Origin of the sequence: Nonomuraea sp. 3-1Str (assembly GCF_031570565.1) — a bacterium.
Classification (GTDB): domain Bacteria; phylum Actinomycetota; class Actinomycetes; order Streptosporangiales; family Streptosporangiaceae; genus Nonomuraea.
In genome coordinates, this window is the sequence record NZ_JALHBK010000007.1 from 16,058 (window position 1) to 34,859 (window position 18,802).

Annotated in this window: 24 protein-coding genes and 1 pseudogene; 17 read left to right on the forward strand and 8 right to left on the reverse strand. The window is 64.9% G+C overall.

The features are described from left to right. Positions 1 to 135: 135 nt before the first annotated feature. Both MTP10_RS13585 and MTP10_RS13590 read left to right on the forward strand, forming a co-directional pair. Positions 136 to 741, forward strand: a complete 606-nt coding sequence (locus tag MTP10_RS13585; RefSeq protein WP_310709505.1) for a hypothetical protein — start codon at positions 136 to 138, stop codon at positions 739 to 741. After that, positions 741 to 2,135, forward strand: a complete 1,395-nt coding sequence (locus MTP10_RS13590) for a hypothetical protein (protein WP_310709506.1) — start codon at positions 741 to 743, stop codon at positions 2,133 to 2,135. Before MTP10_RS13585 ends, MTP10_RS13590 begins: the two co-directional genes overlap by 1 nt. A 51-nt stretch (positions 2,136 to 2,186) precedes the next feature. Here the strand turns inward: MTP10_RS13590 and MTP10_RS13595 are convergent. Beyond that, positions 2,187 to 2,958, reverse strand: a pseudogene (locus MTP10_RS13595) (transposase family protein); the annotation flags it as partial. A gap of 298 nt (positions 2,959 to 3,256) precedes the next feature. After that, complete coding sequence (locus MTP10_RS13600) at positions 3,257 to 3,991, reverse strand: XRE family transcriptional regulator (protein ID WP_310709507.1); 735 nt, start codon at positions 3,989 to 3,991, stop codon at positions 3,257 to 3,259. A gap of 149 nt (positions 3,992 to 4,140) precedes the next feature. Between MTP10_RS13600 and MTP10_RS13605 the strand changes: the two genes are divergently transcribed. From MTP10_RS13605 to MTP10_RS13620, 4 genes are all read left to right on the forward strand, one after another. Next, positions 4,141 to 4,494 carry a hypothetical protein gene (locus tag MTP10_RS13605; RefSeq protein WP_310709508.1) on the forward strand — a complete coding sequence of 118 codons (354 nt, stop codon included), beginning with the start codon at positions 4,141 to 4,143 and terminating at the stop codon, positions 4,492 to 4,494. Next, positions 4,478 to 4,975: a GntR family transcriptional regulator gene (locus MTP10_RS13610; protein ID WP_310709509.1), complete on the forward strand. Its 498-nt coding sequence runs from the start codon at positions 4,478 to 4,480 to the stop codon at positions 4,973 to 4,975. The genes MTP10_RS13605 and MTP10_RS13610 overlap by 17 nt, the downstream gene beginning before the upstream one ends. 67 nt (positions 4,976 to 5,042) lie before the next feature. After that, positions 5,043 to 5,609 carry an HD domain-containing protein gene (locus MTP10_RS13615; protein ID WP_310709510.1) on the forward strand — a complete coding sequence of 189 codons (567 nt, stop codon included), beginning with the start codon at positions 5,043 to 5,045 and terminating at the stop codon, positions 5,607 to 5,609. Between the two features lie 22 nt (positions 5,610 to 5,631). After that, positions 5,632 to 6,324 (forward strand): DUF6000 family protein, encoded by a 693-nt coding sequence (locus MTP10_RS13620; protein WP_310709511.1) that lies wholly within the window; start codon positions 5,632 to 5,634, stop codon positions 6,322 to 6,324. Here the strand turns inward: MTP10_RS13620 and MTP10_RS13625 are convergent. Together MTP10_RS13625 and MTP10_RS13630 are read right to left on the reverse strand one after the other, a co-directional pair. Then, a complete protein-coding gene (locus MTP10_RS13625; RefSeq protein ID WP_310709512.1) occupies positions 6,288 to 6,764 on the reverse strand; it encodes an NUDIX domain-containing protein in 477 nt (158 codons plus the stop codon). The genes MTP10_RS13620 and MTP10_RS13625 overlap by 37 nt on opposite strands. A 2-nt stretch (positions 6,765 to 6,766) precedes the next feature. Further along, complete coding sequence (locus MTP10_RS13630; protein WP_310709513.1) at positions 6,767 to 7,507, reverse strand: XRE family transcriptional regulator; 741 nt, start codon at positions 7,505 to 7,507, stop codon at positions 6,767 to 6,769. Between the two features lie 154 nt (positions 7,508 to 7,661). On the opposite strand from MTP10_RS13630, the gene MTP10_RS13635 reads away from it, so the two are divergent. Next, entirely contained in the window at positions 7,662 to 7,874 is a 213-nt protein-coding gene (locus tag MTP10_RS13635) for a hypothetical protein (RefSeq protein WP_310709514.1), read from the forward strand. Next, a complete protein-coding gene (locus MTP10_RS13640; RefSeq protein ID WP_310709515.1) occupies positions 7,871 to 8,062 on the forward strand; it encodes a hypothetical protein in 192 nt (63 codons plus the stop codon). The genes MTP10_RS13635 and MTP10_RS13640 overlap by 4 nt, the downstream gene beginning before the upstream one ends. Here the strand turns inward: MTP10_RS13640 and MTP10_RS13645 are convergent. Then, positions 8,022 to 8,390 (reverse strand): winged helix-turn-helix domain-containing protein, encoded by a 369-nt coding sequence (locus MTP10_RS13645; RefSeq protein ID WP_310709516.1) that lies wholly within the window; start codon positions 8,388 to 8,390, stop codon positions 8,022 to 8,024. The two genes, MTP10_RS13640 and MTP10_RS13645, sit on opposite strands and share 41 nt — an antisense overlap. A gap of 99 nt (positions 8,391 to 8,489) precedes the next feature. Between MTP10_RS13645 and MTP10_RS13650 the strand changes: the two genes are divergently transcribed. The 8 genes from MTP10_RS13650 to MTP10_RS13685 all read left to right on the forward strand — a co-directional run bounded on the left by MTP10_RS13650 (position 8,490) and on the right by MTP10_RS13685 (position 14,153). Then, the gene (locus MTP10_RS13650; RefSeq protein WP_310709517.1) at positions 8,490 to 8,819 is read left to right on the forward strand and encodes a hypothetical protein; all 330 of its coding nucleotides are present in this window, start codon (positions 8,490 to 8,492) and stop codon (positions 8,817 to 8,819) included. Continuing rightward, complete coding sequence (locus MTP10_RS13655) at positions 8,812 to 10,131, forward strand: FtsK/SpoIIIE domain-containing protein (RefSeq protein WP_310709518.1); 1,320 nt, start codon at positions 8,812 to 8,814, stop codon at positions 10,129 to 10,131. The genes MTP10_RS13650 and MTP10_RS13655 overlap by 8 nt, the downstream gene beginning before the upstream one ends. Positions 10,132 to 10,149: 18 nt before the next feature. Then, positions 10,150 to 10,809 carry a DUF2637 domain-containing protein gene (locus tag MTP10_RS13660; protein WP_310709519.1) on the forward strand — a complete coding sequence of 220 codons (660 nt, stop codon included), beginning with the start codon at positions 10,150 to 10,152 and terminating at the stop codon, positions 10,807 to 10,809. Between the two features lie 22 nt (positions 10,810 to 10,831). Continuing rightward, positions 10,832 to 10,993, forward strand: coding sequence for a hypothetical protein (locus tag MTP10_RS13665; RefSeq protein ID WP_310709520.1), 162 nt, complete (start codon positions 10,832 to 10,834; stop codon positions 10,991 to 10,993). Between the two features lie 5 nt (positions 10,994 to 10,998). After that, a complete protein-coding gene (locus tag MTP10_RS13670) occupies positions 10,999 to 11,127 on the forward strand; it encodes a hypothetical protein (RefSeq protein ID WP_310709521.1) in 129 nt (42 codons plus the stop codon). Between the two features lie 133 nt (positions 11,128 to 11,260). After that, positions 11,261 to 12,604, forward strand: a complete 1,344-nt coding sequence (locus MTP10_RS13675; protein WP_310709762.1) for a replication initiator — start codon at positions 11,261 to 11,263, stop codon at positions 12,602 to 12,604. Next, positions 12,601 to 12,792 carry a helix-turn-helix domain-containing protein gene (locus MTP10_RS13680; protein WP_310709522.1) on the forward strand — a complete coding sequence of 64 codons (192 nt, stop codon included), beginning with the start codon at positions 12,601 to 12,603 and terminating at the stop codon, positions 12,790 to 12,792. Before MTP10_RS13675 ends, MTP10_RS13680 begins: the two co-directional genes overlap by 4 nt. After that, on the forward strand, positions 12,789 to 14,153 hold the full coding sequence (locus tag MTP10_RS13685; protein ID WP_310709523.1) for a tyrosine-type recombinase/integrase: 1,365 nt from the start codon (positions 12,789 to 12,791) through the stop codon (positions 14,151 to 14,153). The genes MTP10_RS13680 and MTP10_RS13685 overlap by 4 nt, the downstream gene beginning before the upstream one ends. Before the next feature lie 67 nt (positions 14,154 to 14,220). Here the strand turns inward: MTP10_RS13685 and MTP10_RS13690 are convergent, their stop codons facing one another. Genes MTP10_RS13690 through MTP10_RS13700 form a run of 3 tightly spaced genes read right to left on the reverse strand, consistent with a single transcriptional unit; the run spans position 14,221 to position 16,266 of the window. Next, positions 14,221 to 14,547: a hypothetical protein gene (locus tag MTP10_RS13690; protein ID WP_310709524.1), complete on the reverse strand. Its 327-nt coding sequence runs from the start codon at positions 14,545 to 14,547 to the stop codon at positions 14,221 to 14,223. Beyond that, the gene (locus MTP10_RS13695; RefSeq protein ID WP_310709525.1) at positions 14,540 to 16,024 is read right to left on the reverse strand and encodes an ADP-ribosyltransferase; all 1,485 of its coding nucleotides are present in this window, start codon (positions 16,022 to 16,024) and stop codon (positions 14,540 to 14,542) included. The genes MTP10_RS13690 and MTP10_RS13695 overlap by 8 nt, the downstream gene beginning before the upstream one ends. A 2-nt stretch (positions 16,025 to 16,026) precedes the next feature. Then, positions 16,027 to 16,266: a hypothetical protein gene (locus MTP10_RS13700; RefSeq protein WP_310709526.1), complete on the reverse strand. Its 240-nt coding sequence runs from the start codon at positions 16,264 to 16,266 to the stop codon at positions 16,027 to 16,029. A gap of 542 nt (positions 16,267 to 16,808) precedes the next feature. Between MTP10_RS13700 and MTP10_RS13705 the strand changes: the two genes are divergently transcribed. Further along, on the forward strand, positions 16,809 to 18,692 hold the full coding sequence (locus MTP10_RS13705) for a DUF2075 domain-containing protein (protein ID WP_310709527.1): 1,884 nt from the start codon (positions 16,809 to 16,811) through the stop codon (positions 18,690 to 18,692). Positions 18,693 to 18,802 lie beyond the last annotated feature (110 nt).

Consider the following 18,802-nt stretch of genomic DNA (forward strand, 5'->3'; position numbering starts at 1 on the left):
ACACCTCTACGTCACCATATGCCCCGCCACGCGAACGTGTACGGCCAGTCGTTTAACTACGATAACGGACAAACAGGGCCACCGGGGTGGATATCTATAGCTGACGTACCTGCTGGGACGCGTTACAGTTCTTGGATGCCAGGCGAGGCGATGCACATCAAAGGTGCAGATGGGGCTCGACGCGCGAAGCGTTGGCTTGATTCCACAACCCGGGTGCGTTCGTCGTGGACGAACGAAGATGAGGTGCATGCCTCACGGCTCGAGTTCACTTGGCCCTACGGTGGTCAACCATTTTCCTTTGATATCGGGGGAATCTTTACTGGTGGCGAATTTGAAGGACAATTCTTCGCAGCCGAATGTAAAAACTATACCGGTGACTCCGATCAAGGCACACATTTCGATGACTGGGTAGCCAAATGCTATGTGACTCGTAAGAATCATGCACGGCTAGCTGATCACTTTATGTGGATCACATGGCATCCTTTCCGCGTAACAAGGTGGGCAGATTTGTGCTCTGCTGATTCGGTGAGGGCTGGGCTACTTATACCTCGTAATGCCAAGCGTGTCTTTGGGCATGAGGATATCGATGCTGCGCGGTCTCTTATAGATGACTCTCTTGTAGAGGACGTTGCGAGCCGAATGTGGTTGCTTGTTCTCTCTGAAAAGCAAGAGAAGCTGGTAATCACGCGCGAGCATAGGGCTTTAATTGTAGCTCACCAGATTAAGGAAGGTGAGTTTTAGTGGATGAGTTCTCGTCTATAGTAGCCAATTTGGCATCAAATGAACCATTGCAAAACATGGCATCGATCAAGAATGCCGTAATTGAGCGAATTAAAGAAACGGATGCGGGGGTGGCCATCGAGTCAACAGAGTATTTCAATCATACCTTCGCTCCAGACTTGGTACTTCGATGGCCGACGGACCGTTCGACGCGACATGTGTATTTGCGCACAAGTACTAACCTCAATTATTTGAGGGAGGATATAGCGGTCGTGTCGGGCGTCGGTCCGATCTTTATGCCTTTGCTCCCACTGGTGCCCGGCAATGGGGGCGAAGACTTGGATCGGGAAGCCAGCGAAAGTAATACGCTCGTTGCTGACCCTCCCACCGTCGTTGCCTTTGGTAGCGCTAGCCGAGAGCGGTCCATTCGAAACCTAGTTTCGAGAGCGGTCCTGCAGGGTGGCCGTGGTTATGTTACAAAGCAGCGCGCACGGGCGACCTCTCATACCATCGGTCTGGGATTCGTTGGAGCACAAAAGGCTAATTCTTATATCACGCGGCGAGCGATTGATGTAGCTGCGGTACTGATGGATATCCATCGTGCTGATCAACTGACACGTCTGCTCCATGCCATTTGGCTTGGGTCGGGGGCGCCGGCTTCAGATTTCCCGGGTACGACTGCTATTACTGCAATTCTGGATGCATCTGCGCTCCGGCTTTTGCTAGATATTGCGATAACCGAAGATAGTGAATTCTGGAGGCGTATAGGTGCGAATTTAACGCTCGAGAGGCTGTGTGAGGCGGACGTACCTGCCACTTCGGATGGTCTACAGCAGCTTATCTTGGCAAATTTGGATCGACTGCGAGCTAGAAGTTGTCAGATAGTCAGTCACCGTGATGAGGAGCACGGTTATCCAACTCACCGATGGCTGGTTAAAGCAGGATGCCTGACAATGTCCACCGAACGCTATAGCGCGCATTTTTTGCCAGGTTCTGTTTCGGCCATCGCTGCGGACAGGGTCGGCGAAGAGGATTATATTACTTTGCGGGAGCTGGTTAGTCGAGCAAATGAGGGCAATATCGGGATATCGGAAGTTACGCTAGAGGTTACAGGGGGGCGCCAGCTGGATTATAAATCCTCTAATGATGCCAATATTGTCAGTGACAATATGCTTCAGGAGCTAGGAGGGGTTCTCGGGTCGGATGCTATCGTTCGCGCTGCTGTAGTGCCACTCGGCTCTGGGGCTCGCCAGCTACGCTGCGACTATAGTAAGAACTTTGCCGCCGGGCGAGCAGGTGCTAAGTTTCATATATTTGAGCTACTGGGCACTGCAATTCCACTTCTAAGGGCTCTACTCCCAAGTGAGAGAAATTTCATCAATGGCATCGTGGAACCGTTTGATGGTGCGCTTTAACTGGTGATGCGTTGTTCCGTGTTCTCTGTGAGCCTTTTTCATCCTGAGTAAACGGCCCTCTTCGACGAACTGCAGCACGAGGATCGCCTGTACGAGCGCGGTTGCGCGATGAGGGCAGCAGCGGAGCTTGGTGAGCACCTTCCAGGACTTCAAGGTGGCGACGGCGCGCTCACCGATGGCGCGGATGCGGGCATGCGAGCGGTTGACCTCTCGCTGCCCGCGTGACAGCCATGGACGGTGGTGATGACGCTTGAACGGCGTGCGGATAGCGCCGCCCGCGCCTTGGTAGCCCTTATCCGCGAAGGTCTTCACGCTGGCGCTGGTCAGGGCATCAATCAGGCCGACCGTCCGAGCCGCGGTGACGTCGTGAACGGCGCCCGGAAGTGCAGGAGAGGCCCACACCAGCCGGCCCACGGGATCGGCCAGCACTTGCAGGTTCATCCCATGCTGCTTGTGTTTCCCGCTGTAGTACGGCCGCTCGTCGGCCAGACGATCTATGGGGGGTGAGCGTGCCATCCAGCACGGTGTAGGCCAGCCAGGACACCCGCCTCACGGCGGCGTCCACGTCATCGGCCAACGCGGCCAGCAGATCGACGCTTTCGCGGACGTACCGCCAGGCCGTGGTGGTGCCTATCGCGAAACCGGCGGCCAGTCGTGCGTAGGTGTCGCCGTTACGCAGGTGGGCCAGCACCAGTAGCGCTTGCTGAGCCGGGTCTAACCGCCGCCACCGCGAGCGGCGTTCGGCACGCTGCGTGCGGATGAGCTCAGCCAGGCGGATGAGGGTGTGGTTGGACAGCGGTATCGAGGCACGGTAAGACAGCAACGAGGCTCCCGGTTGGGGCATCGGATCTTGGTCGACTGCTGTCTTATCGGGAGCCTCCTCTCATCCGCCACCGCTCTGCGCACACCGGTCGTGACCAGCGCCGTCAGGTTGGAAAGAGCTCTGTGAGTCGCCTATTTCGCTGGATGCGTGTCGGGCGGTCCTGGCCGCGACCGGCCGGAGAGCCGCAGCGCGGCCAGTGACCGCCCAGGCGCGTGGCAGGCCGCCGCAGGCGGGCTGCCCTTGATGACGTACAGAGAAGTTGCTTTCTGATCTTGCTGCGTCTGGTCCCGCTGGCGGCTCAAGTGTTGTGACGGTAGGGCAGCCCGGTGTCCCATGCGCGCCGGAAGCTGGTGAGGTAGGCGGCTGCTGGTCCATGTTCGTCGGTGCGGCGTAGGTGCATGACGGGGGCGTTGGCTGCTGGTGTGGCGTAGGCGTGGGTGTTGACGAGTAGCTCGTCGTCGGCGCGGTAGATGGAGTTGTAGAGCACCGTGCTGTGCAGCCGGATCTCGACGCCCTGGAGGCCAAAGAGAGGGCTGTAGAGCGTGAGCGCGTTCTGGATCCGGGCGGCCATCACGGTGGCGCCGATTCCTTCGTCTGTTCCTCGGCCGGCGACTTCGGCGCTGTCGGGAGCTCCCAGCAGGATGCGGGTCTTGACGCCTGCGTTGGCGCGGGTGGCGAGGGTGTTGATGAGGCCGCGGTCTTCGGCGAGGAAGAGGGCGCTGTAGGCGAGGATGCCGATCTCCTCGGTCGCTCCTTGGAACAGGTTGTGCCAAACCCTTTGGGGGACGCTCCAGCGGTGGGGGTAGATGGCTTCGACTCCGTCGGCGAGTGCTCGGTGTCGCTGGGCTGCTTCGGGCCACAGGTCGGCTTCGTCGATGTGGAGGAGGTCGGCGATGGCCCAGCGGTGGCGTGGATAGGGGGTGCGGCCGGCAAGCCAGCGGGCGACGGTCTTGGGGTCGACTGCTAAGGCGGCGGCGACGTCGGTGGTGGTGAGTCGGGCGGCGGCCAGGGCGTAGCGGAGGTTGTTGTTCATGAGGACCCGCCTGCTTCTCGCGAAACGGTCTTGTCCTGCGACGATACATCAGACGTCCCTAGACGTCCCTAAGTTGTGGTGTTCCCGCCCCTGACCTTCGGGCGACCCTCGACGCGTACACCGAAGTGGGAGCGTCAGGGAGGACGAGGATGCAGACGAGCAAGAGCGTCAAGGAGCAGCAGCGGGCGTATGCGGAGCGGTTGTTGACCGCGCTGGGCAAGGAGCTGGCACGGCGGGAGATCACGGCGGTGCTGGTCGTGGCCCAGGACGAGCGGCCGGCCCTCGACGTCACCGACAGCCGGTACAGGATGCGGCGGGTGTTCGTGCAGCTGCCGTTCTGCTGGTTCTACTGGGGCGACCAGGGCGACGAGCGGGTCTCCTTCCTTCAGATGCCCGCCGCGGTGGATCGGATCGAGCAGGCCGCTCGCGACGGGTGGCCCGACGGCGAGCAGCAGGAGCTCAGCATCGACTTCAACAAGATGCTCGATGCTTACCGCGGCTGATCGGGTGTCCTCGGGGCGGTGGCTGACTGGTGGGCGGGTCTACACGCAGGTCGCCGACCGGCTTCGGGAGCGGATCATCTCGGGTGAGTTCCCGCCGGGCAGCGTTCTGCCCTCGGAGACGGCTTTGGGCCGCCTTTTCGGGGTGGCTCGGAACACGGTCCGGCGGGGGCTGGCGATGCTGGAGGACGAAGGGCTGCTGGTCACCGTTCCGTCCAAGGGACGGGTGGTGTGCGGGGCGGGGCCGGCGGCGCCGTATCGGTATCAGGTGATCGCCGCTGAGCTGCGCGGGCAGATCGAGCGTGGGGAGCTTGCTGCGGGTGCCGCCGTACCGAGCGAGGCCGAGCTACGGCGATGCTTCACGGCCTCGCGCAACACGGTCAGGCAGGCGTTGGCAGTGCTGGAGCGGGAGGGCCTGGTCGTGGCCGAGCACGGCCGCGGCCGGTTCGTCCGTTCAGAAGCCGATCGGCACGGTGAAGAGTAAGACGTCCTGGGACGTCTCATCTCGCCCACTAGATCCGGCTAGGCCCAGGATGCCTATCGTGAGGCTCGTGGGAGATGTTGAGTGGGCGTACGGGCTGGCCAAAGTCCTGCTGGCAAGCGCGTTGCCCCGGCGGTGGGCGCACACGCAGGGGGTTGCCGAGCAGGCTGAGACGCTGGCTCCGATCCTCGGCACGGACACAGACACGTTGATCGCCGCTTCGCTGTTGCATGACATTGGGTACGCCCCTGACCTGGTCGCCACCGGGATGCATCAGCTCGACGGGGCCCGGTATCTGCGCGACGTGGCCGGCGCCGAGGGTCGGTTGTGTCGACTGGTGGCCTACCACTCGTGTGCGGACAACGAGGCTCGACAGCGTGGCCTGTTCGACGTCCTGGCCGCGGAGTTCGACGCCGAACGGCCTGACCTGGCTCGGGCGCTGACCTACTGCGATATGACCACCGATCCGGACGGCCGGCACCTGGACGTGCGGGACCGGCTGGCCGAGATCCACTTGCGCTACGGCCCTGAGCATCTTGTCTCGCGCTCGATCGGGGCCTCTACGCCGTGCATCCTGGCTGCTGTCGAGGCCGTCGAGACCGCCCTGGCTGCGAAGACTGGGGAGGTTCCTGGCTGAAGGGTCCCGGCATGATGACCTCATGTGGTTACCGGCCCTGTCCGAGCTCAAGCAGGTCGCCGTCGTCCGACGTTACGTCGGCGCGAAGACAGGCGGGAGACCGCGGTACATGCATCTCATGGGCTCCTTCATGATGCTGCCTGACCGAAAGCTGATCCGGTTCGGGCGGTTGCTGGCCAGAGATGCGCGAAGGATCGCGGATGATGATCTTGAGATGCTGCTGGACTTCGAATGGCGCTCTCGGATGACCGCCGCCTGGCTGATCGGTCTCGACCGGCGGACGCGGTTCCGGGAACGGCTCGGAACGCTGCTGTTGGAGAGCGAGATGGTCTACGCGGGTGGGGCATACTGCTTCGCGCTGGCGAGGTTCGCCGAAGAGCAAGACGCCGCGCTCCTGGCCGCTTATCTCGATCGGTATCTTCCCCAGCTGGACTGTCGCTACGACCAGGACGATGCGATGGGCGCTCTCCTCCACCTTGATGAGCGCCGTGGAACGAATCACGCCGCTCGATTCCTTGCCCCAGAAGGCCTGTGGGAGAGATCGGCGGTGCGAGAGCTCGTTCCTGCTGAGGAGAAGGCATACATGGACGAACTGTGCGCGTTCGCCGAGAGTTGCATGACGGGCATGGTGAATGAGTGGTTGCCTCGTGGGCGACTCTTCTTGGATGAGCGCCGGGCTCAGCCGATGTACGGCGACGACGCCCCCGAGAGATAACGCTCGATCCGCATCCTCATCGACCGATCCATGCGCAAGGAGGGGACCTGTTCGCGAGGCACCCATCGGACCTCGCGGGATTCGTCGCTCGGGGTCGGTTCGCCGCTGATCGGGCGGCCGGTGAGGACGATGGAGAATTCCTGGCGGACCTCGCCGTTGGAGGTGTAGAGGATCACGTGGCCGGGGTCGCTGTAGGTCCCTACGAGGCCAGTGATCTCACAGGTGATTCCGGTCTCTTCGAGGGTTTCGCGCACGGCTGCCTGCGGGATTGACTCCCCCAGGTCGATGGCTCCGCCGGGGACGGCCCAGTTGTCATTGTCGGTGCGGTGGATCATCAGCAGGTCGCCGGCGTCGTTGGTGACGATGACGTTGACCGACGGCACCAGGCTGTTGGGCTTGGGCGCGTCAGGGTCATGGTGGAAGTCGATGCGCTGGCCCATGGTCAGGACTCTACCGGGGTGGCCTTGGCCCAGACCTTCTCGTAGCTCTCGGCGTAGGTGGCGACCATGTCGCCTCCGGCCACGCGGCGTAGGTGCAGGACGGGGGCGTTGCCGGCGCGGGTGCCGTACACGTGGGTGTTGATCAGGTATTCGTCGTCGGCGCGGTACATCGAGTTGTACAGGATCGTGTCGTGCAGCCTGAGCTCGAAGTTGTCCAGGCCGATGATGGGCCGGTAGAAGACGAGGGCGCTGCGGATCTGGGCGGCCATGCTGTCGCCGATGCCTTCGTCGGCGCCGCGCTGGGAGACCTCGTGGCTGTCGGGGTCACCGAGCAGGACGCGGACCCGTACCCCGGAGCGGGCCTTGTCGCCGAACATGCGCATCAGGCCGGCGTCGTCGGCGAGGAACAGGCCGCTGTAGACGAGGACGTCGATCTCCTCAGATGCGCCCGAGAAGAGGCGTCCCCAGATGTCCCTGGGGACTGCCCATCGGTGTGGGTAGATCGTGAGGACTTCGCTTTGCGAGGCGGCGGCGACCTGGTCGCGGGTGAGGGCGTCGGGCCAGAGGTACGTCTCGTCCACGCCCAGGTAGGAAGCCGTGGCAAAACGGTGCTTTCGGTAGGGCTGGCGGCCCTGGGTGACCCATCGTTCGGCGGTCTTGGGGTCGACTTCGATCGCGTCGGCCAGGTCGGCGATGGTCACGCCTTTTTGGAGGAGCGCCGCGCGTAGCCGTTCGTTGGCCATCTCACCTGCCCAGTCGGGACGTCCGGGGACCTGCACATCGTAGGCCGGACGTCTTGAACATGTCCCGTCGTGTAGTGATCTCGTCCTGACTCTGCGTCGCATCCTCGGTTGCACAACGCCACAACGGCCCCCAACCGAAGGAGGAGATGCCCCAATGAACATGATCAGCTTCCTGGACGAGACGCCCTCGTGCGAGTGCGGCAACGCGCTGGCCGACGGTCAGGTGCGGTGCTCCAAGTGCATGGCGCGCGAGCGCTGGACGCGTAAGCAGCGGGCCAGGAACCGGCGCGAGCGGCGGCGGGCCACCACCCGGCGTCCCCCGCGCGGTCCCCGTACCGTCGCCGCGGCGGGGGTGAGCTGGACGTGAGCTGGCTCCCGCTGATCGTCGCCGGCCTGCTCGGCGTGTCGCTGCTGGTGGGTTACGTCACGGTCCTGGTCGGCATCCGGCGTCAGGACAGGGCCATGACGCTACGGCGTGAGGTCACCGGCGTGTCGGCGTCGCTGGCGCGCAGGGTCACCGGCTGCCACGTGCGGGATGGCGTGCAGTGGACGTAGCCAACTGCTCCTCGACCTTCGCCAGGCGCACCGAGAGGTCTTGTACGGCGGTGCGCAGCTCGGCGACCTCGCCAGCCAGGTCGCCGGCGGCCGGGGCGTCGCTCGTGTCCCGGACGAAGACGCCCTTGCCCTGCTGGCCGATCACCAGGCCCTCGTTGCGCAGGATGCCGACGGCCATCTTCACCACCGACAGGGAGGCGTCGTACTCCTCGGCGAGCTGGGCGGTGGAGGGCAGCGGGGTTCCGGGCGCGAGGGCGCCGCCGCGGATCTGGGCGCGGAGATCGTCGGCGATCTGGAGGTAGCCGGGCCGCCCGGTGTGCTTGACCATCGCGTCAATCTCACCACACCAAGACAGCCACGCCAACATTGACAACTCAGCCAACTAGGTTAACTATGTTGGCTACGACGTATAAGGAGGTCACACGCCATGCGCACCATCCCGATCCCGGTCGACACCGGCAAGCTCACCATCACCTGCGTCAAGGCACCCCGCCCGCGCGTCCTCAACCGGGACACCGGCGAGATCAAGACCGACAAGAACGGCAACACCGTCTACGAGGTCACCGTCTCTGTGGAGGACGAGTTCGGCCGGATCGAACTCGTCAAGATCGGCATCACCGGCGAGCCGCCCATCACCGCCGGCGACCCGGTCAACGCCGTCGGCCTGGTCGGCTACGTCTGGGAGATGTCCGGCCGGTGGGGCATCTCCTACCGCGCCTCGGCGCTGCTCCCGGACCGGGAGGCCGCCGGTGTCTGACCTGCTGCACTGGCTCGCAGTCCTGCCCCTGATCGGGGTGGGGCTGTGGGCCTGGCGCCGCTTCCACTACCCGTCGTTCTGGCTGATCGCCGCCTTCCCGATCGCCGCCGTCTCGGTCCGTACGTCCTGGCGGCGTATCGCGCTCGGGTGCGGGCTGACGAAGAAGCGGCAGCGCTGGTGGTTCACCACCGTTCCCGGCCTGGTCGCCTCGACCGGGATCGTCAAGGTCAAGCGGCGCTTCCAACGGGTCGCCGTCGACACCAAGCCATTCATGTGGCTGCCCCTGCCGACACGGCACGGCTGGCGCGTCACCGTCCACACGCTCGAAGGACAGACACCCGGCGACTACGCCAACGCCGCCGAACGCCTCGCTCACTCCTGGGGTGTCCACGCGATCCGCGTGTCCTCACCCGGCCCTGGACGGGTCGTGCTGGCCGCGACCATGCGGGACCCGCTCGTCACCGTCGACCAACTCCCGCCCTCAACCGACCTGCTCAAGGTCACCGTCGGCCGGCTGGAAACCGGCAAGCCCTGGGTGCTCGACTTCCGCACCGTGCCGCACTGGCTCAACGCCGGAGCAACACAGTCCGGCAAGTCCAACCTCGCCAACGCCTTGATCGTCGGTTTGGCTCCGCAGCCTGTGGCGCTGGTGGGGATCGATCTCAAGGGCGGGGTGGAGTTCACCCCGTACGCGCCCCGCCTGTCGGCCCTGGCCACCTGTCGCGACGAAGCCGGCCGCCTCCTGGACGACCTGGTCGCGCTCATGCTCGACCGGATGGGCGTCTGCCGCCAAACCTCCGCCCGCAACATCTGGCAACTACCACCCGCCCTACGGCCGGTGCCCGTCGTGGTCCTGGTCGATGAGCTGGCCGAGCTGTACCTGATGGCCGACAAGTCCGAGAAGGACGAGATCGCCAGGACCTCGACCGCCCTGCTGCGGGTGGCCCAGCTCGGGCGGGCGTTCGGCATCTACCTGTTCTGCTGCGGCCAACGGATCGGCTCCGACCTCGGCCCCGGCGTCACCGCCCTCCGTGCGCAGTGCTCCGGCCGGATCTGCCACCGCGTCAACGACCCGGAGACCGCGACCATGACCCTCGGCGACCTCGACCCGGCCGCGCTCGCCTCGGCCCGCGCCATCCCCGCCGAGACCCCCGGCGTCGCCATCGTCGCCGGACAGGACGGCCAGTGGTACCGCGCCCGCTCCTTCTACGTCAGCGAACAGACCGCCGAACACGCCGCCCACACGTACGCCCACCTCACCCCGCCCTGGGCGGAGATCATCACCCACCTACCCGAACACGCCAACGCCTGACCCACGAAGGGAGGAACGATGCGACGCATCACCAGCTGGCTCCTCGACACCGGCCCCGTGCTCGTCCTGGCCGCCATCGCCGGCGCCGGATCGTTCACCCACATCCGCGACACCGCCACCGAACACGGCCAGACCGGCTGGATGTCCTGGGCCGTCGCCGTCTGCATCGACCTCACCTGCGTCATGGCCGCCCGCGAACGCCAACGCGACAAGAAGACCAGCCGCGTACGGCGCGGCCGGTTGTCCTGGCCTGCTCTCGTCCTGACCGGCGGCATCGCCCTCTCATTGGCCGCCAACCTGCAACAAGCCGACCCGACCGTGTGGGGCTGGATCACCGCCGCCACCCCGGCCGGCGCGTTCCTCATCGCCGTCTCCATGCTCGAACGCCGCACCACCAGCACCCGTTCCGAACCCACCCCGGCCTCTGCGCCGTCCACAGCGCTCGTCCCTGCCTCGTCATGCGCACCGGCTCCCACCGTGTCCCGCCAGGACACCGAAGACGTCAAGGACGTCCGTAAGGACGGCCCCGCCCCGGCCCTTGTCGACTACGCCCGCCGCATCGCCGACGAACACCACACCCGACACGGCGCACCCATCACCCGCGACGCCCTACGCACCCGCCTCGGCATCTCCAACCAGCTCGCCAACGACCTGCTCCACACCCTGCACACCGCCTGACCGACGAAAGGAGAAACCGGCCATGCGCATCCGCCTCGACGGCACCCGCGCCGAACTCATCGACGCCCTCTTCCGGCTCCGCCTGAACTTCACCGTCTCCGGCGTCTCGCGCGCCTACCCCGACCGCGCCAAGCCCCGCCACTGGCGCATCTACGTCACCACTCACCCGCGCGAGCGGACCTGACCGCCATGGACGAACAGGACCCGGCGATCGTCCACTACCGGTGCTGCACCTGCAACGGCACTGGCATCACCACCGACAACGCCCGCTGCCTCGACTGCGACGGCACCGGCATCGACAACCACGGCGCCCAATAAGCGCAGCGCCCCCGGCCTGGCCGCACATCCGCCAAGACACACGCCAGGTCGGGGGCCATCCCCTCACCCGAACGAGTGAAAGGAGGTCTCCATCTTGCCTGCAACCCACACCACCGCGCACGCCAAAGCGGGCATGATCGCCCGGCTCAACAGCCCCGACTACGACCGCTGGGCCGCCCAGATCCACCGCACCGGCGGCTGCCGCCAACCCATCCACCTGCGCGGCAAGGTCGACCACTACGACCGCGCCACCGGCCGGCTCCTGCACCGCTACACCACCCGAACCGAACCCGGCGGGGTCCTGCGCCTGCCCTGCAAGACCCGCCGCGCCTCCCGCTGCCCCGCCTGCGCCGAGACCTACCGCGCCGACACCTACCACCTCATCCGCGCCGGCCTGACCGGCGGCAAAGGCGTCCCCGAGATAGTCGCGACGCACCCCACGCTCTTCGTCACCCTCACCGCCCCTTCCTTCGGCACGGTGCACGCCCGCCGCGAGCAAGGCGGCAAGGTCCTGCCCTGCCACCCCCGCCGCGACGCCGAGACCTGCCCACACGGTCGCGTCATGTCCTGCACCACCAAGCACAGCCCCGACGACCCACGCCTCGGCGAACCGCTCTGCCCACACTGCTACGACTACACCGGCTCAGCTCTGTTCAACGCCCTGGCCCCACTGCTTTGGAAGCGCTTCGCCGACTCCCTACGCCGCCACCTGGCCAAACTCGGCGGCCTGACACTCAAGGACCTCCGCCACCACCTCACCGTCTCCTTCGCCAAGGTCGCCGAATACCAGCGGCGCGGCGTCGTCCACTTCCACGCAGTCATCCGCCTCGACGGCCCCGGAGGCCCCACCGCACCACCACCGGCCTGGGCCACCGCCGACACCCTCACCGACGCCGTACGGCACGCCGCCCGAGTCGTCAGCGCCCTGGCCCCCGCCTACGACGATCAACCCGCCCGCCTGTTCAAGTGGGGCACCCAACTCGACATCCGCCCCATCACCCTGACCGGCGACCTCACCGAACAAGCCGTCGCCGGCTACATCGCCAAGTACGCCACCAAAGCCGCCGAATGCGTCGGCACCCTAGACCGCCGCATCAACCCACTCGACAACCTCGACGCCTACAACCTCCGCGACCACGCCAAACGCCTCATCACCGAATGCCTCCGCCTGGGCGCCATCGAAGACCTGGCCGACTTCCGTCTCACCCAATGGGCCCACATGCTCGGCTTCCGCGGCCACTTCTCCACCCGCAGTCGCCACTACGGCCCCACCCTCGGTGACCTCCGTGCTGCCCGCGAGCAGCACGCCCGCGATGACGGCATCACCACCGGCCGGCTGCCGCTCTTCGAAGAGGACACCATCCTCGTGATCAGCGAGTGGGTCTACGCAGGTAAGGGCTACAGCCTCGGAGACCAGATCATCGCGGCCGCGATAACGGGATCTCGAGTCCCCGACATGGCGGGGGATGCCCGATGAGCCGCCGTGACGAACTGCTGACCGTCCCGGAGGTCTGTGCCGAACTGGGTGGAGTCTCCCGTCGCACCTTCTACCGCTGGCGCGAACTCGGCCGTGCGCCGGCCTGCATCCAACTGCCCAATCTCGAACTCCGCGTCTGGAGGAGCGACCTCATGAACTGGCTCGACTCACGGCGGGAGGGTAAGTGAAAACCACCTACTACGTTCAGATCGGCCAGGTTCAGCAGCGCTCCAACCGCGGTACCACCGCATACATCGCGCGCTGGCGAGTGGCAGGCAAGGACAGGTCGAAGACATTTCGAACCAAAGGCCTGGCCAACGCCTTCATGTCCGACCTGCGCCAGGCGGCCAAGGCTGGGGAGGAGTTCGACACCGCCACCGGCTTGCCGGTATCGATGCTCGCGCCCGAAGCCTCTGGACCGTCCTTCCTGGAGTTCGTCCAGGCGTACGTGCTTCGGCGTTGGAACACCTCGGCGGCCCGGACCCGCGAGACTGACGCGTACGCCCTCCTGACGCTGATCCCGGCTCTGGTCGCCGACGCGCCACGTCGTCCCACCGCGGATGAACTACGCGAGGTCCTCAAGACTCACGTCCTCCTGCCGAAGGAAAGGCGAGTCGAACTGACTACGCCGCAGGCTGCGGCGCTGAGCTGGCTGGAAAGGGCATCCCTTCCGCTGTCGGCACTCGGAGAGGCACATGTTCTCCGCACGGCGCTGGACGCTATCTCGGTCACCTTCGCCGGTGCTCCGGCGGCTGCCAACACGGTACGGCGCAAGCGCGCCATCCTTCATCACCTTCTGGAGCACGCGGTGGAGGAAAAGGTGTTCAGCAGCAATCCACTGGACGGGATCAAATGGACGGTACCCAAGGCCGTGACGGTCATAGATCCCCGCACGGTGGTCAACCCCGCCCAGGCACGGCGACTCCTCGATGCCATTCCCAAGGTGGGCCGCAAGCGAGGTGCGCGGCTTCAAGCGTTGTTCGCGTGCATCTATTACGCCGCCCTCCGGCCGGAGGAGGCGGCCGATCTGCGGCTGAGGAACTGCACGCTGCCGGAGTCAGGCTGGGGCCTGATCGTCCTTGAGAAGGCGCGTCCCCAGGGCACGAAGCGCTGGACGAACTCCGGCGAGACTCACGAGTCGCGGAGCTTGAAGCACCGCGCGGACAAGGAGACGCGAGAGATCCCTATTCCGCCGGTCCTGGTCGCCATGCTCCGCGAACACATTGCGAGGTACGGTACCGCCAAGGACGGCAGGATCTTCAGCACAGGCACCGGCGGCACCTACTCCAGCTCGGCGCACTCCTATGTCTGGCAGGAGGCGCGCAAGCTCGCGCTCACTCCGGAACAGGTCGCCTCGTCGCTGGCTGCTCGACCGTACGACCTCCGCCATGCGGCGGTCTCCCTCTGGCTGAACGCAGGCGTTCCGGCCCCTGAAGTCGCCAAGCGCGCCGGCCACGGCGTTGATGTACTACTGCGGGTCTATGCCAAGTGTTTGGACGGCCAGCGAGAGCAGATCAACAGCAAGATCCACGATGCCCTGCGCACATAGGGGTTAGCTCATTGCCCTTCGGCCCCGGCTCGCCCGGGGCCACTTCACGTCTGGACGACTCCAGGCATCACGGTGTGAGACGCAACTCGAAGTCCGGTGCGTACAAGGCTGGATCTAGAAGTTGGCTGGCGGGGGTTCCCGCCTTGTAGGCCTCGGTGAGAATTCGATCCATGCGGCTTTCCGCATACCCCATGTCCGGTTCAGGGTCGTCGATGATGCTGAACCCCGCGGCTTGACGGTCATCCGTCCACACATCTCCGAGCAACCGTCCCCTCCGGTCATATACTTGGGCGCGCCGTACCTGGCCTTTGGCCTTGAAGTCGTAGGAGTCGTTCTCGTCGGCGAACATAGCGGTGGCATCGTGAAATCGAGGAAGGTTCGGGGTGTCAGTCATCTAACGGTCCTTTCCAGCCGAGGTCAGCATCCCTGGACGGCTGAGCGTCCCAGCCAGGCGGCTTGGTCCAGCCATCCGGTACGACGTCCGCTTCCAAGTACCACTGGCCATCTTTACGGTACACACCGCGCACGATGTACCGAGTGCTGCGGCGCAAGAGTACTTCTCGTTCCACAGATAGCTCGGTGATGGGGTACATGTTGAGTGCTTCGTGTCCCTTAGGGACCCGTAACATCATGCGGACCTCTCCATCGAACCCGGCTCGCCGGCCCACGCTCGTGCTCATGTATCCCGGTTCGGTGATGACGCGACCTCGCAGTCGCTTCATTTCGTCGACGGAGTTGATATCGACGTTCAGCGAGTCCAAGAGCCGTTTGCCGACGCCTCTATGCAGGACGATATCGGATGGGAGGTGAGATTTGGCGATTGCCTGATCTATGGCGGAGATCTGGTTGGTTACGTCCGGAGACCAAACAACATCAGGATCAGCAGCCTTCGCTCGTAAGGCTGGGTTGATCTCCAGATAGCCGTGTCCGCCGTAGAACCGCAGTGCGCGCAGTTCCTCCGTGGTGAGGTCCGGTAATGGCAGGTTCTCCTGGGCCCATGCGCGTCCTTCGGCGTTGCTGGTGTGCCGTAAAGCGTCGTCCAGAGGATTCGCCCCCGCCATCGTTGGCTGGCCCGGGGAGGCGGCGATCAGGCCATTCTCGCCGGAGAGGCGCTCTTCGATGCGGGAGAGCGAGGTCGACGGCTTGGGCTTAATCACGTTCTTGGCCGCCCTGCCCAGGGCTCCCACGGCCTTGGCAGTTCCTGACGCTGCTCCGCTGGAGCCGGCTGTTGTGACGGCTGCCACGAGGTCCGGGATCAGCCGGCCGAACGCCCGGTCGGGATTGGACGTCCACGTATCCCAGTCCAGTGCCGACTTGGCGAACTCGGCAGGGTTCTGAGCGCCTTGGATCAGGGCTTGGGCCAGGTCGCTCATGTTGCGTTGCCAGCCCATGAAGTCGAAGATCGCCCGGTTGGGGGAGAAGTCGATCACCATCTTCCCCAGGCCGGCCACGCTCTCCACGGCACCCTTGGCTTGCTCTGTCAGCGGGTCGCCGGAGTTCAGATTCGGATCGAGTGAGTCCTGCAGCTTCTGGCCGAAGCGGTCCCAGAAGCCGCCTGTCACTGGGAGAACCGCTCCAGGGGCGAAGAGGGAGTCGTCGACGGAGATCGGCGGTTTGCCCGCGCCGAACAGCTCTGGCTTGTCCAACTCCATGCGTTCCAGGAGCAGCAGCCGCTTATTGATCTCAGGGCCTTGAGTGCCGGCCCACGCCGCTACTCGACGAATCGTGTCGGCCGAGCCGGTCGACAGCCAGGCGCCCCGCAGTAGGCCCCATAACTCCTCGCCGATGGAGTCCAGCGACGATTCGGCCTGGCGCAGCGCGTCCTTGAGGTTGCGGACTCCCTCGGGGACCATGCCCTCCAGTTGGCCCATGGTTACCGGGGGCTGTCCGCCGGCGTACGGGCTAATAACGCCCGAAGCTCTTCCACCGCACCGGCGCACGCCCCGATCAGGGCGTGGCGCTGAGCGGTCAGCTCGTCAGCGAAGCGCTGGGCGGCCGGGCCAGTCCAGACGTTCTGCGCCATGTGGGCGATCGCGCGGTCGAGGCCGGGCCTGGCTTGATCGGTAAGTTCCTCGGCTCGACGTATTGCCTGCTCCAGTTGCTCCCGGGTCATGCTGACTCCTTGGGTGCGATCGATCAAGCTTGAGACCAAGACGTGAGGCCATTGGACTGCGCTCGATCTAACGCAGCAACCGAATTGCCCGGATTGGTCTGGAGTACTGCGTGACGCGACGTTGAGCCGTGACCACATGCCTTGTGTGGGCGCTTCAGCTCCTATAAGAGTGGCGATCATGAGGAACGCCTGAAAAACCATCAATCACCTCCAGCGATGAAAGCGGGCGGCGTTGCGAAGTCGCCGCGCGGGCACTCTGCCAAAGTGCCGCCAGCAGCAGCGGACAAGCTTCTGATCAAGTCGACGGGCGAGCGAGGCTGGTACGGCATGCCCGATGGTCATGGTCGATGCGGGCCTCCCCGCTCCATGCGCAGCGATCCGCTCCGTATCGAAGGCTCTCGATTGCCTGATCGGGGACTGGAATGAGTGAAGATCCCGGTAATCTCAGGACGTATCGGTGATGCGGCCCGACGGGCTTCCGCTCTGATGGCGGACACGCCCCCATACCGCACGAGTCTTTCGTGCTGCCTGGGGGTAGATCCGTGGCCGTTTTCCGGCATTCGGCGGAAAGTCTGGTCCAGCTGGTGTCCGAGTCGGTGCCCGAGCGCATCCTCAGTGATCTGATCGCCGACTACCTGCGCGCCACCCAAGGGATCAATCCAGGCAGGAGTGAACGCAAGTCCTGGGATCGGAGCATCCCGATTCTGGCCCGGGACCTGGTCGAAGCCGGCTTGGGTGGCGTCGAGATGCTCATCGAGTACCAGCTCCCGTTAACCAGCAAGCGGGCTGACGTCATCCTCGCTGGACGCGACCGGCGGACGGGAGCGGACTCCTACCTGATCGTCGAGCTCAAGCAGTGGAGCCAGGCCGAGCTGTACGAGGACGACGCCAACATGGTTCTGGTGTCGGGAATGGGGCACCGGCCCAAGCTTCACCCGGTCTTGCAGGTGCGGGGCTACTGCGAATACCTGGCCGACTTCGCCGGGGCCCTGGACCAACACCAGAACGCGGTGCGCGGGGTCGCTTACCTGCACAACGCCAGCGATCCGGACATCCACGATCTCTACGATCACGTCGAAGACGAGCGCACCCGGCTTTTCAGCAAGACCCGTCGGGGTCAGTTCGTCGACTACCTCAAGGCCCAGTTCGCGCCCGAGTCCGGGGCTGCGGCGGCCGATCGCCTGCTCTCCAGTGCCATCCGCCCGTCCAAGCAGCTGCTGAAGGTCGCCGCAGGTGAGATCAAGAATCGCGATCAGTTCCGCCTGCTGGCCGAGCAGCGTCTGGCGTACGAGATGGTGCTGCACGCGGTGGAGAAGGCACGGGCGGGCAACTCGAAGCAAGTGGTGATCATCACGGGAGGCCCCGGTTCTGGCAAGAGCGTCATTGCACTGTCCCTGCTGGGCGAACTTTCCGACCGCGGCTACTCCGCTCTGCATGCCACCGGTTCGCGCTCCTTCACCGAGACCATGAGGCGCGTCGTTGCCAAGGGCTCGACACAGGTGAAGGCGATGTTCAAGTACTTCAACAACTTCATGACTGCCAACCCCAACGAACTCGATGTGTTGATCTGCGACGAGGCCCACCGCATTCGCGAGACCTCGGCCAACCGGTTCACCAAGTCGACCGAGCGGACGGGCCGGCCACAGCTGGACGAACTGATTGCTGCGGCGAGGGTGCCGGTGTTCCTGCTGGATGAGCATCAGGTGGTACGGCCGGGTGAGATGGGACGGGTCGCTGACATCACTGCTCACGCCCATGGTCTCGGCCTCGCCGTACACCAGGTCGATCTGGACGCGCAATTCCGTTGCGGTGGGAGCCGCAAGTACGAGCAGTGGGTGCTGCGGCTGCTGGGCCTGGACGGCGACGCTCCGGAGGCATGGTCAGATGACGATCACTTCACCGTTTCCCTCGCCGAGTCGCCCCACGAGTTGGAAGCCCTGCTGAGGAGCCGGCTGGACGCGGGGCACTCGGCACGGATGACGGCGGGGTTCTGCTGGCCCTGGAGTGCCCCGAACGGGGACGACAGCCTGGTCGCAGACGTGCGGGTCGGCGACTGGGCGCGGCCGTGGAACGTCAAGGGTGACAGGGCTGTGGGAAACGCTCCGGCCAGCGCTTTGTGGGCCACCGCACCCGGCGGGTTCGAGCAGGTGGGGTGCGTCTACACCGCCCAGGGCTTCGAGTACGACTGGAACGGCGTCATCTTCGGCCCGGATCTGGTCTATCGAGATGGAAGGCTGGTTACCGTCCGCAGTGCCAGCAAGGACCCGGAACTTATGCGGAAGAAGGTCAGTGACGAACAGGCGGACAGACTGATCCGCAACACCTACAAGGTGCTCCTGACTCGCGGCATGATGGGCACCGCTGTGTACTCGGTCGACCCGACGACGCAGGAGTTCCTACAAAAGCTGCTGGAGTCTCGTGTATGAGAACTGCGATAAGCGCGAGCATCGCGTCTCCAAGTCGGCCAGGGTGCGGTGTGTGTGCTGGAGTTCGACGGCGCCACCTGATGGGCTTGCAGCCACTCGACCTCCAGCAT